Raw genomic sequence first — 12,579 nt, 5'->3', positions numbered from 1 at the left:
TTTACATTAATCCGAGTGCACTTAATATTGCCTCATTACAATGAGTCTTTTTTACAGGGGGAATATATAAGGTTGAAATAGTCGATAATTGAATATCCGGTAAATACTGTAACTGCGTACGGGTTATTCTAGGATCTAAACCAGGATATTGGGCGGCTTCATAGATAATAATTTCATCTATAGGCTTATAAAAATGCTGCAAATAATCCAATAAGAGCAAAATCCCCATTTTTTTATTATTTGTTGATTCATGGTCAATAATGCCTACCGCATCAATTTGCCACAAGATTAAGTGTGACGAAGCATCTAATTGTCGCTGGTGAATTAAAAAATCCGATGCTTCGAATGATTGACATCCTAAAGAGCCAGGATCTATCAATAAATCAGCGAAAAGACAAGCCTCTGCAGAAATAGCAGGTAAGATTTTTGCAAAATAACCTTTTTTTTGCGCCTGCTTAACTGCTTCTAATCCTGGTTTGGAAAAAACACTTGGATGACCATATAGGGCAAAGCATACATGTTTCATTTGGTATAGATGCTCTAAAACATAATTAGTAATACGCTGATAGGCTTCTGCACGATGAGAGCATGAGCGATATAAAAAGTCCAACGATTCTGTATTCTGATTTTGCTTTTGTATCCATGACTTCAGAACAGGATCATTCACCAAATAAAGAACGATATCAGACTGTTGTATATAAGCAATTGTCTCTGTTGTTAAATGAGCGAAAAACTTAATTCCACATCCAACAACAACCAGTGAAGATGTATTTGGATTAATTTGCATATCTAATGCTAAAAGACTTAGAAGGTCTAGAGATCAAAAATTGTGGTTCTATCAGCAAGTATTGCTTTTTCATTGAAAAGGTTTTTTAGAAACGAGGCATCGTTATTAGCAAATACTTGCTGTATGTTAACATCTTTTTCTTTTAATAGCTCATCAAGATTTATTTTATGGTGAGTTGTGCTAGCCAGTTGTTCGAAAAGCGATATGATGCCCATAGTAGATCCCTCACAGATTAAATTTTGATTTTAGCATGGGGTTATAATAGTTTAAACCTTATCAAGTTTGATTTTGATTTATTATTCAAATTCCATTGGCATTTGATTAAAAGAGATCTTCCTTCACTTAAATTGATCATCACAAATTTTAACATTCTTTAAAATTAGCCTATTTCAAAGTGAAAAGCATGATGTTTTTCTAAATTTATACCATCCATAAGATACCTATTACATTTTCAAACCAATTCAGGTTTCTTATCCATTACAAGAACTTCTTCTGATTGAATTAAATTATTAAGTAAACTACTAGGATCAGCGTGTATCATAGGTATAGTAGATTGCTTAGCGTGTATAAATCCATTTTCTTGACAATGTTCAATAAAACTAAATAGTTTTACAAAATATTCATCTATATTAAGGAATCCTATCTTTTTGTTAAGTTCACCTATTTTTATTGCATTCCAGGTTTCAATTGCTTCTTCTAGTGTTCCTAGCCCACCAGGTATAACTATAAATGCATCAGCCAATTGTTGAAGCATTTTTTTACGTTCTTGCATTGAATCAACTATATGAAGCTCATCTAGAGTATCTAACGGCTTTTCTTTGTCTAAAAGATGAGTAGTTATAACTCCTATTACTTTGCCTCCCAATTCTTTAACTGTAGTTGCTAATAAACCCATCATCCCTAGACTAGAGCCACCATAGACAAGTGTAAGTCCGTGATCAACAATTTCATGAGCAAGCTTATTAACAGCTTGTTTAAATGCAACATTGTTTCCAAAACTAGCTCCTAAGTACACGCAGATTGTTTTCATATTAAGCTTTCATGGCTGATTTTTTTTGTATCATACAAGCATCAAGTAATGCATGGAAGGCGTAATAATTACGGTATATATTATTCCGCTATTCAACACAAATCTGTACATTCATTTTGTTCATTTTTTCATTTTGTTCATTTTTTCATGTTGTTCATTTTATTTGAACAAGCAATAATTATGAACATGGCAAAGAGGATATTGTGATGAGTATAGATAAACTATTATCGATCATAAAGGATAGATCAAAGCTTCAATGTAAATTTGATGAAAAACGAAATCAATTAACCCTTCAAATTGAAAAGAATAATAAGCTAATCTATAACCCTGAACTCGTTGGCAATATCGATAATTCGAATATTGGTGCCATCGTTCAATATATGCAACATTTAAATAAAAAAAGCATTTTAATTAGCAACCACATTAATAAATGTTTTGGCTGATAAATTGCAAAAGGCGAATATTGAGTACGTTGATTTCTCTGGCAATATGTATATAAATTCTCCCCCTGTATTTATCTCTATTAAAGGAGAAACGCCTCAAAAGAAAAGTCTATCGGATATCACCCAATTCACACTGAGTGTTGCCAGTATAAAACTTATTTTTACATTGCTTGTCATTAAAAAAACGTTAGAGCATACCTATCGTGAGCTTGCTAAAATGAGTGATGTGGCATTAGGAAGTGTTAGCAAAACACTTTTTATTTTAGAAAAGCATGGATATATCGTAGAAAAAAATCGTGGTGAAAAGCATTTGGTTAATAAAGATATCTTATTAAGTAAATGGTGTATTGGCTATGCTGAGAGATTACGTCCAAAATTAATGATCGATAAATTTTCAACAGATAATCTGGCACAGTTTAAAGAAACAAATCCCTGTGAATTTAATTTTCTTTGGGGAGGAGAAATAGCTGCTGCAAAGTTAACTCATTATCTAAGCCCCCAAATAATTACACTTTATGCAGACGATGCATTACCACTATTACAATATAAATGCAGGTTAAAAAAAGATAACAATGGGAATATAGAGCTAATAAAAAAATTCTGGAATTTTGATACCAAAACTCATAAAGAAAACCATGTACCCTTCATTTTGGTTTATGCCGATTTATTGAGCTCACTCGATGAAAGAACTAAAGAAACAGCGGAAATTTTATATGACAAATTCATTAGAAAACAGATGGAATAATTTTTCAAATAATGATATCGGCTCTACCCCAAATAAGGGGCAGCTTTAAAGTTTTGTGTTCTTGATTAGTGCCCGGGTTGGGGGAAGAGCCTAAAAAACTTGGAAACCACAGGTGCGTGTTATCTCCGAACGTCATCCCAAACTTCGACACATATTCGACACGTAAAATTTAAGGTTTGATTGATTTTCGCCAAAACCCAGACTGGGATTGGCTCCCCGGACAAGACTCGAACTTGTGACCTAATGATTAACAGTCATCCGCTCTACCGACTGAGCTACCGGGGAATAGGGTCGGAATCTTAAAACGATTCTGGTTGGGGGTCAAGTAGATTTAGTAATAATTTTTTAAAATTTAATATTTATTGGGAAATTTTTATTTTTTATCCTATTTTAGGATACCTCTTCTGCCTTTGTGGGCACCTTCTCCCCATTGGGGAGAAGGGATTTTTTGTGTTAACTGCAAAAACGTTGCAGGCGATTTAAAGCATCTTCTAATATTTCCATGCTGGTCGCAAAGGATAAACGAATGCAGCCTTCATTGCCAAATGCGGAGCCGGGAACTAAGGCAACCCCTGCTTCAACTAACAGTTTTTCAGAAAATTCAAGGTCATTGCTGTATCCACGCTTTTCTATGATTGCTTGCACGCTTGGGAAAATATAAAAAGTCCCATCAGCCGGAATGACTTCAATTCCTGGCATTTCCTGCAATCGAGATGCTACAAAATCGTGTCGTTGGCGAAAAGCCTTTACCATTTCCAATACACTTTCATTGCCACCGGTTAGTGCTGCTACAGCTGCTCTTTGGGCAATGGAACAGGGATTTGATGTTGATTGGGATTGGATGGTTTTCATCGCATTCATTAATGGAGCAGGGCCTGCTGCATAACCGATGCGCCAACCAGTCATCGCATAGGCTTTGGATACGCCGTTCAAGACAATGGTTCGCTCATAGAGCTCAGGACATGCGTTAAGAATATTGGCGAAGGGTTGGCTCCAAAGGATATGCTCGTACATGTCATCCGTGGCAATAATAATCTGGGGATGCTTTTTCAAGACTTCGGCTAAAGATTTTAATTCATCTAGCGTGTAGGCGACTCCGGATGGATTGGATGGACTATTTAAAAAGATCATCCTGGTTTTGGGGGTGATGGCTGCTTCGAGTTGCTGGGCATTAATTTTATATCTTTGTGCTGGAGTTGTAGAAATGATAACAGGGATTGCATCAGCCAATAAGACCATATCAGGGTAAGAAACCCAGTATGGTGCCGGAATAATGACTTCGTCACCAGGATTAAGCAGGGCTTGGCAGAGGTTGTAACAACTTTGTTTGCCTCCTACTGAAACTAGAATTTGATTGGCCTGGTAATCAAGATTATTATCGTTTTTGAATTTATTTTTAACGGCTTCTTTAAGTTCAGGAATGCCATCAACAGCCGTATACTTGGTGTAACCTTGATGAATGGCAGCGATAGCTGCTTCTTTAATGTAATTGGGTGTGTCAAAATCGGGTTCGCCTGTACCCAGATTAATGACATCATGCCCTTGAGCACGCATTTGGGTGGCCTTTGCTGCTACGGCCAAAGTAGGTGAAGGCTTAACTTTTTGCACGCGTTTTGCTAATGCGATATCCATTTGTTGCTCCTGTGAGATATACTATAAAAGATATGAAAGATTTATTTAAACTCTATGCCGATTATAAACCTGCTGGTGACCAGCCGGCCGCCATAGCCTCATTAATTGACGGCTTGAAATCAGGCTTATCCAAACAAACCCTTTTAGGGGTTACTGGCTCAGGCAAGACTTTTACTATAGCACATGTTATTCAAGCCATGCGCAGGCCTGCCTTAATTATGGCTCCTAACAAAACGCTTGCTGCCCAGCTTTATGGCGAATTTAAAGCCTATTTCCCCGATAATGCGGTAGAATATTTTGTTTCCTACTATGATTATTATCAGCCGGAAGCTTATGTGCCTGCTTCGGATACCTTTATTGAAAAAGATTCATCCATCAATGAGCATATAGAACAGATGCGTTTGTCTGCCACCAAAGCCTTAATTGAACGTAAAGATGCGATTATCGTCGCAACAGTTTCTGCAATTTATGGTTTGGGTGATCCTGATTCCTATTTGCGTATGGTATTACATCTTTCCCGCGGAGAACAATCCGATCAGCGTAAAATTTTAAGACGACTTGCTGAAATGCAATACACACGCAGTAACTTAGCTCTGGAGCGTGGCCAATTTCGAGTGCATGGCGACATTATTGATATTTTCCCTGCTGATGCGGAACGAGAAGCCATACGCATTGAACTCTTTGATGACGAGGTGGAGAATATTGCTCAGTTTGATCCGCTTACCGGCGAAATTCTGCGGCGGGTGCCGCGGGTGACTATTTTCCCTAAAACGCATTACGTCACTCCTCGTGATCGTATTTTACAAACGGTAGATTGGGTCAAGGAAGAGTTGCAAGAACGTTTGGCGGAGTTTAAAGCGCAAAACAAATTGGTTGAAGCCCAGCGTTTGGAGCAACGTACTTTTTTTGATATAGAAATGATGCTGGAATTGGGTTATTGCTCTGGTATTGAAAACTATTCTCGTTATTTATCTGCGCGAGAAGCCGGTGAACCCCCGCCAACCTTATTTGACTATTTGCCAGCCGAAGCGTTGCTTATTATCGATGAATCCCATGTTACTGTACCCCAAATTGGTGGCATGTATCGAGGTGATCGAGCTCGTAAGGAAACACTGGTCCAGTATGGTTTTAGACTGCCTTCGGCGCTGGATAACCGGCCATTACGGTTCGAAGAATTTGAAGGACGCTCTCCACAGACCATTTACATTTCAGCAACTCCTGGCCCTTATGAACAAGAGCATTCTGATAATGTTGCGGAACAGGTAGTGCGCCCTACAGGACTTGTTGACCCAGAAGTCGAAATTCGCCCGGTGCGTACCCAGGTCGATGATTTAATGTCAGAAATTCGCTTGGTGATTCAACAAAATGGACGGGTTTTAGTAACCACTTTAACAAAACGAATGGCAGAGGATTTAACCGATTATCTGAACGAGCATGGTGTTAAAGTTCGTTATTTGCATTCGGATATCGACACGGTTGAACGCGTTGAAATTATCCGTGATTTGCGTCTGGGGGTCTTTGATGTTTTGGTTGGGATCAATTTATTGCGTGAAGGTTTGGATATGCCAGAGGTCGCTTTGGTTGCGATTCTTGATGCAGATAAAGAGGGTTTTTTACGCTCTGATCGTTCTCTGATTCAGACTATAGGGCGTGCAGCACGTAACGTGAAAGGACGCGCTATTCTTTATGCTGATAAAATTACTGGCTCCATGCAAAGGGCTTTGGATGAAACCAGCAGAAGGCGTGAAAAACAAAAAGCATTCAATGAGGCACATGGAATCATCCCCAAAGGGATTAATAAATCCATAACAGATATCATGGAAGGCGCCTATTCAGGAAAACGTAATGCGGCAGTTGCTGAACCAAGCCCAGAATATTTACATTGGTCAACTCAGGAATTAGTGAAACACATCAATACGTTGGAAAAACAAATGTATTTGCATGCGAAAAATATGGAGTTTGAAGCAGCAGCCAAGGTTCGAGATGAATATCTTTTGTTAAAAGAGCAACTAATGAAAGGATAGCCCGACAGACATGGATTATGAACCCTGGGGTTCAAGTGGGTAGCGGATGAGTCGGTTCAGGCTTCCCACTACAGGGTGGGCTTGCACAACGCCGACTTCAGGATGCTTCCCATGCTGTTAGCATTGGTTCTAAAATCTCTCGCTATCGGGTTAAGTTAATTATACCATGGTCTTCTCGATGAAAGTCAAGAAATGGCGCTGTTTGGCTCTATTTCACAAGTGAAAGCGGAGATTTTCCGCCACTGCAGGGCTGCTGCTAATGGCTTTGTTGTCGGTGACTATCCATTCTAATATGTTGGGTCCTTCCCATAATAGATGTTTGCCTTTTATTCCTTGAAATAATTCTAAATTTAACGATGCCCCCTTGGGGAAGTCTTCAATGTCGATGCCGTAGACTTGCCAATTTGAGTTCTGTTCCTCTGGCGCTACGAGCACGGTGGCATAGTAATTTAAATCGGAGGGGATATAAGCGATTACTGGATGATTAAAGGCTTGTTCCAAGCAGGCAAGAAAAGGTCTGGCAAATTCAAACAAGTTTTTGTGTTTATTATTATCAGAAATGAGAAAAACAACGGATTGAATTTGAGCCGATAACTGTTGTTTTAATAGTGCTTTGGCGAAACTAACCGGCTCAAGGTAACGTAAAAATTTATCATTAGCATCCACATCAACTAATAGAAGCGGTTCTTTGGCTTTATTTAAGTCAGTTAGCTGATCTAACGTTACAACATCAAAATGAGTCAATTGTTGTAAGTTCGTCGCAGCCGTTCTATTCTCTTTGCTGTTGCTCATCAATACTATCATCGTATTCTCTATAGTCCGTGTAGTTCAATTATAGTAAATAGACTAAAAAATAAACAAATGGAACTATACTAACATTATTAGTCCTTTGGTTTTCCATTTATTTAATGAAGTCAAAAAACATTATACTCATTTTAGGTGATGATTCGGCCACTCTTAGTTCGGCTCAAAGTATCGCCAAGCAGCTCCCAAATAGTGAAATAAAGCGTTTTTCCCCGAATTGCTTGATTGGCTTAAGTCCGGCTGATGTTACGCGAATAACCGTAGTTGGACATGCTGGTTCTAAAAGTTACGGCGAATCTCATTTTTCCCCAAAACAATTTGTAAGAGCCTTTGATGAGGCTAGAGAAATAGCTGGATTAAAAAAAGGAGTTATCAAAGGATTACGGTGTTTCGGCTGTGAGTTAGGTTTGATCAATAAGCAGGGTAATTGTTATGCGCAAGAGATGGCCAATGAATTCGCCCTGCAAGGATATCATTTAAATTTAAGCGCATTTACTAATCGGCATTCAACTACTTTGCAGAATATGATTGTTGGAGTACGTTTGGATGGGAGCATAAACGTATATGGTTATACAAATCCATTCAATACCATCCGAGGCGAAGCATTAGTAGAGCAATTAAAAGCAAAGAGTGAGGAGATAGAAAGGTTGCAAGCAAAAGTGTCGTTTCTTGATTTCTTATTGGGGCGAACAAAAGCGACAAAGGCAGTAGATAAAGCAGTAAAAGAGTATGAGGACCTTTTAGAAAAGCAAAATAAAATACGGGTTCCGATCGCTCGAGAAGAACATCCAATTGAGGCATTAGATCATGATAAAAAATATCAATTCTTGCCTTCGCTCAATCCCAAAGAGCTCGAAGAGAAAGTTAGCGACTTGCGGGAAAGAATTAATACATGCGAGCACAACTTTAAGATGTTCCAAGATTTTGGAGATTTCAGTTTAGCCTCGCAGATGCAAACAAGACAAAAAGAATTAGAAGAACAATTAAGGACTATTGAAAATTACCTCACTAATGAAAAAAATAAAGATCTTATAGAGGAGGTAACGCCCGAGCAAAAACAAGATTCCCTCTTGGGTAATTTAAAAAAAGAGCAGCAATTGGAAAAAAGAGCTGTTCAATCTTGGCTAAAAAGCGCATGGCAGGGTGTTAAACAATTTTTTAGCGATCTTCGTATGAAATCGTCAGCAACAGAAGATGTAGTAATGTCGGAATTGAGTCCGAAAACTCAAGTGGTAGAACGAACGAATGATACACGCATTAGTAGTTATCGAAAATCTATGGTAACACTTGATAGCCCGGTTATAAAAAGCAACAATAAGCCTATTGAACCAATGGAAATGAAGGATAAGGAACTGCGTGATCAACCGATAGCATATACAAGCTATAAGAAAGACTCGCCGCAAGCTGTTGCTCGCAATTTTAAGCAACAATTAACTCAACTGCGGCAGGGGCATATATCTCAAGAGCAAGAAGAACCGCAAAATGAGACTCATTCTCAGCCTGAGCTTAGATGAAGTAGATAGCAAATGCTGATGAGCATTCAGCCTCTCGTTTGATTACCCATAATTTTTCGTTTAACATGTCATCACTAAAGGTTACCCCAATTCTTTTTTGAATTTGTATTCAAGATTAAGAGCAACGACACAATCAATGAACCTACACTAAGTTCTATTTTATAGATATTCTGCTGCATGATTGAATGGAGGTCGATGTGGCACATATTTTGATTAACGAGAGGTAATTATGGCAGCAACTGCATCAAACATGCTTCCTTTAGGAAGTAAGGCACCTGATTTTACTTTAGTTGATACACGCAACGATCAAGGGATTTCCCTGGCACAGATCAAATCACCCATTGCAACAGTTATTATGTTTTTGTGCAATCATTGTCCTTATGTCAAACATATTCAGACAAAAATAGTGGAGTTGGCGGAAACGTATCAGAAAAAAGGACTTCAATTCATTGCAATCAGTTCTAATGATGCAGAAAAATATCCAGCAGACGGTCCGGAAAATATGCGGATTGAGGCAGAAAAATTTCATTATCCATTTCCTTATTTATATGATGAATCACAAGAAGTAGCTAAAGCTTATCATGCGGCATGCACCCCTGATTTTTATATTTTTGATAAGGATCTGCTTTGTGTCTACCGTGGTTGTTTGGATGAGTCAACGCCTGGGAACAATAAACCCGTGACTGGCTCTCACTTACAAAATGCGCTGGACAATATCCTCGCTGGTAAGCCAGTAAGTCCAGAGCAAAAGCCAAGCCTGGGATGTAATATTAAGTGGAAATAAGACAACTGGCTTGGGTGGCGGTCTGAAGGACCGTAACCCGGGGTTCGCTGTGCTTCACCCAGGCTACCCTACGATTTTCAAATTAAAATTTGTCCGGATCAGCCTTGTCCCAATGTGCTTTATAACTCTCAGGGATATCAGGGCCTAGTAGTTGCCCAGGTGAAAGATACTCATAAATTTCATTAAAGCATTTAACTTCTTGTAAGCTTATTCGTCTCATGATGTGGCTGGGTTTCAAATCGCTGGGGTTATCCAAGCCGAGGGATCCTACCATTTCCAAAAAGCTTTTCATGGTATTTTTATGGAAATTGGCAACGTGATATTTTTTCAAATCGACGACTAAGCCATATTGTAACCTTTTGTTTTGTGTTGCTACTCCTGTGGGGCAAGTATTTGCATTGCATTGTTTGGTTTGCAAACAGCCAGCCGCCATCATCATGGCTCTTGCAGAATTGCACATATCGGCACCTAAAGCGATATTGGTCAGTATATCGAAGCCATTCGCGACTTTACCGCTACAGATGATGCGTATTTTGTCGCGTACATTAATCCCTACTAATGCATTATGCACAAAGACTAATCCTGCTTCCAGAGGAGTTCCCATAAAGTTAACATATTCTACTGGTGCCGCCCCTGTTCCTCCTTCGGCTCCATCAACGGTAATAAAATCAGGTAAGATATTGGTTTTTAACATGGCTTTACAGATAGCCAGAAATTCATCTCTACGCCCCAGACATAATTTAAACCCAATGGGTTTGCCATGGGATAAGTCGCGTAATTTTTTTACGAAATAGAGCAATTCTACAGGAGTACTAAACGCAGAGTGGGCCATTGGGGAGATGACGTCCTTGCCCATGGAGACTTTTCTTACTTTAGCTATTTCTTCAGTTAATTTGGCAGCAGGTAAAATACCCCCGTGCGAGGGCTTTGCTCCTTGAGACAGTTTAATCTCTATCATCTTTACTTCTTTACGATTGGCTTCAGCAGCAAACTCCTTATCATCGAAATTTCCCTGGGCGTCGCGGCAACCAAAGTAGGCGGTTCCAAATTGAAATATCAAATCGCCTCCTTGTAAATGATAGGTACTTAACCCCCCTTCACCCGTGGCTTGGGCAAAACCACCAATCAATGCGCCCTTATTCATGGCCATAATTGCTTTGCCAGAAAGTGCGCCAAAGCTCATGCTGGAAATATTAAATCGTGAGGCACAGTAAGGCTGCAGGCAATCGGGTCCCCCAACGGTAATTCTTGGTTCGACTTCTGAATGATGTTTTGGGGCTAGAGAATGAAGCGCCCAAGTATACCCCACACTTAAAATATCGCGTTCCGTACCAAACGGTACAGTATCACGAGTATTTTTTGCACGTGCATAAATAAGAGAGCGTGTTTCACGATTAAAGGGGAGTTCACTTTCATCGGTGGCAATAAAATATTGTTGAATCTCTGGGCGAAGAAACTCGAGAAAATAGCGTGCATGGCCCAAGACCGGGAAATTGCGTAGGATGGAATGTTCCTTTTGAATCAAGTCATAGATCCAAATCACAAAAATGGGAATAAGAAAAGCGATAAACCATTTGATGCTATGAAACATCGCAAAGAAGGCAAGTATAATTAATAAAGCTATTCCAAAGCCTACATACCATTGGCGTCTCATTTTAAATCCTTTTAATCAAAATTGGTTCGCTTTCTCTTGTTCAGAGCGCATACACTAAATATATTGTCTCCTCGCGAAAGACGAGGAGGTCTCTTTTATAAAATGAACAATAAAACTAATCTATTTCGGAAAATCGTTCCACCATCTCACCACCTACCATTTTGTTAATTTTATTTTCCAGTGAGTTAATAAATTGTGTTACTTGATGCTGTTGATGTGCTTGTTTGTTTTTGCATAATATTAATTCATGACTGATATCGAGGGCCGCAAGTAATAAAGTTTGGAAATCATCTAGTTGCTTCGATTTCTTTTTATTAATCCCTATTTGGTTGTTTAATTTTTGCACCGCAAGCAATAAATTGGGTTCCTCGCCTTCAGGGCATTTTATGTCATAAGTTTTATTTAATAATTTAACAGTACACGATTTCATTTGCGTCATGATAATAAGACCTTTGCAATTCCATAGGGAGCCTATGTGAATAGTAACAATTTTGCTCGCAAGCAGCAATTAGTAGGGTGAACGCTTACGTTAAATCGGTTATCATGGAGTATTTTCTATAAATGAGTTGAATATGTCCGAAGAAAGAGCACATTTGCATTTGCCCGATTATGATGAGTTTTCTGCAACGATTTCTATTTTGATGTTGCATATATCCGCCAGTTTATTACATGGAATGATGTGTGGCTACCTGTGTGCTGGCGCTGACAGTCAAGGCGAAGCGTATTTACGTGCTTTATTAAATAATAAAAAAGATGAGGCCAGTCGTAATGCTGTTTTAGCTATGTTTTCTGTTTTTTCTATAAGTCAGCAGCAAATTAATACTATGGATTTTGAGTTTGAAATGTTGCTCCCTGATGATGAGGAATCCCTGTTGATCCGCGCGCAAGCTTTTAGTGAATGGTGTGAAGGTTTTACTCAGGCGTTGACTTTAGCTGGTGTTACTGCCAATCGATTTCATGAAGATGAAGCGCAAGATGCATTTCAACATCTTGTTGAATTTGCCGAGCTCGATTGTGATACCTTGGATGTAGACGAAGAGGATGAGCGTGCATTAATGGAAGTCAGTGAATATGCACGAATGGCAGTGCTTCGTTTATACAGTGATTTAGTTATGAATGAAAATGAACGTGGTGGCCATACTGGAATGACCCATTAATAAGG

At 39.0% G+C, this 12,579-nt stretch carries 13 protein-coding genes, 1 tRNA gene and 1 other RNA gene; 6 read left to right on the top strand and 9 right to left on the bottom strand.

What is annotated here, in order from left to right; translation table 11 throughout:
• Window position 1: 1 nt before the first annotated feature.
• The 3 genes from ELY20_RS14615 to ELY20_RS14605 all read right to left on the bottom strand — a co-directional run bounded on the left by ELY20_RS14615 (window position 2) and on the right by ELY20_RS14605 (window position 1,817).
• Entirely contained in the window at window positions 2–787 is a 786-nt protein-coding gene (locus ELY20_RS14615) for an SAM-dependent methyltransferase (protein ID WP_110143639.1), read from the bottom strand.
• A gap of 26 nt (window positions 788–813) precedes the next feature.
• Complete coding sequence (locus tag ELY20_RS14610) at window positions 814–1,002, bottom strand: hypothetical protein (RefSeq protein ID WP_110143638.1); 189 nt, start codon at window positions 1,000–1,002, stop codon at window positions 814–816.
• Between the two features lie 236 nt (window positions 1,003–1,238).
• Window positions 1,239–1,817, bottom strand: a complete 579-nt coding sequence (locus ELY20_RS14605) for an LOG family protein (RefSeq protein WP_110143637.1) — start codon at window positions 1,815–1,817, stop codon at window positions 1,239–1,241.
• A 206-nt stretch (window positions 1,818–2,023) separates the two neighbouring features.
• Between ELY20_RS14605 and ELY20_RS17030 the strand changes: the two genes are divergently transcribed.
• Window positions 2,024–2,260 (top strand): hypothetical protein, encoded by a 237-nt coding sequence (locus ELY20_RS17030; protein ID WP_233590615.1) that lies wholly within the window; start codon window positions 2,024–2,026, stop codon window positions 2,258–2,260.
• Window positions 2,261–2,306: 46 nt separating this feature from the next.
• Complete coding sequence (locus tag ELY20_RS14600; protein ID WP_233590613.1) at window positions 2,307–3,005, top strand: type IV toxin-antitoxin system AbiEi family antitoxin; 699 nt, start codon at window positions 2,307–2,309, stop codon at window positions 3,003–3,005.
• A gap of 209 nt (window positions 3,006–3,214) precedes the next feature.
• Here the strand turns inward: ELY20_RS14600 and ELY20_RS14595 are convergent.
• Window positions 3,215–3,290 (bottom strand) — tRNA-Asn (locus tag ELY20_RS14595).
• Between the two features lie 168 nt (window positions 3,291–3,458).
• Window positions 3,459–4,637, bottom strand: coding sequence for a pyridoxal phosphate-dependent aminotransferase (locus ELY20_RS14590; RefSeq protein WP_110143636.1), 1,179 nt, complete (start codon window positions 4,635–4,637; stop codon window positions 3,459–3,461).
• A gap of 32 nt (window positions 4,638–4,669) precedes the next feature.
• On the opposite strand from ELY20_RS14590, the gene uvrB reads away from it, so the two are divergent.
• The gene (uvrB, locus tag ELY20_RS14585; protein ID WP_110143661.1) at window positions 4,670–6,661 is read left to right on the top strand and encodes an excinuclease ABC subunit UvrB; all 1,992 of its coding nucleotides are present in this window, start codon (window positions 4,670–4,672) and stop codon (window positions 6,659–6,661) included.
• On the opposite strand, the gene ssrS is transcribed toward uvrB, so the two are convergent.
• A non-coding RNA gene (gene ssrS / locus ELY20_RS14580) (6S RNA) lies at window positions 6,656–6,816 on the bottom strand. The genes uvrB and ssrS overlap by 6 nt on opposite strands.
• Before the next feature lie 58 nt (window positions 6,817–6,874).
• Window positions 6,875–7,465, bottom strand: a complete 591-nt coding sequence (locus tag ELY20_RS14575; RefSeq protein WP_110143635.1) for a hypothetical protein — start codon at window positions 7,463–7,465, stop codon at window positions 6,875–6,877.
• A 104-nt stretch (window positions 7,466–7,569) separates the two neighbouring features.
• Between ELY20_RS14575 and ELY20_RS14570 the strand changes: the two genes are divergently transcribed.
• Together ELY20_RS14570 and ELY20_RS14565 are read left to right on the top strand one after the other, a co-directional pair.
• The gene (locus ELY20_RS14570; protein ID WP_110143634.1) at window positions 7,570–8,979 is read left to right on the top strand and encodes a hypothetical protein; all 1,410 of its coding nucleotides are present in this window, start codon (window positions 7,570–7,572) and stop codon (window positions 8,977–8,979) included.
• Between the two features lie 229 nt (window positions 8,980–9,208).
• Window positions 9,209–9,763: a thioredoxin family protein gene (locus tag ELY20_RS14565; protein WP_110143633.1), complete on the top strand. Its 555-nt coding sequence runs from the start codon at window positions 9,209–9,211 to the stop codon at window positions 9,761–9,763.
• An 82-nt stretch (window positions 9,764–9,845) separates the two neighbouring features.
• Here the strand turns inward: ELY20_RS14565 and ELY20_RS14560 are convergent, their stop codons facing one another.
• Together ELY20_RS14560 and ELY20_RS14555 are read right to left on the bottom strand one after the other, a co-directional pair.
• Complete coding sequence (locus ELY20_RS14560; protein WP_110143632.1) at window positions 9,846–11,417, bottom strand: FMN-binding glutamate synthase family protein; 1,572 nt, start codon at window positions 11,415–11,417, stop codon at window positions 9,846–9,848.
• Between the two features lie 115 nt (window positions 11,418–11,532).
• Entirely contained in the window at window positions 11,533–11,856 is a 324-nt protein-coding gene (locus ELY20_RS14555) for a cell division protein ZapA (RefSeq protein ID WP_058467636.1), read from the bottom strand.
• 133 nt (window positions 11,857–11,989) lie between these two features.
• On the opposite strand from ELY20_RS14555, the gene ELY20_RS14550 reads away from it, so the two are divergent.
• On the top strand, window positions 11,990–12,574 hold the full coding sequence (locus ELY20_RS14550) for a UPF0149 family protein (RefSeq protein WP_110143631.1): 585 nt from the start codon (window positions 11,990–11,992) through the stop codon (window positions 12,572–12,574).
• Window positions 12,575–12,579: the final 5 nt, after the last annotated feature.

It is taken from the genome of Legionella qingyii, assembly GCF_003990155.1.
Lineage (GTDB): Bacteria > Pseudomonadota > Gammaproteobacteria > Legionellales > Legionellaceae > Legionella > Legionella qingyii.
Note: the sequence above shows the minus strand (reverse complement) of the source record. Positions and strands in the feature narration are given on the sequence as shown.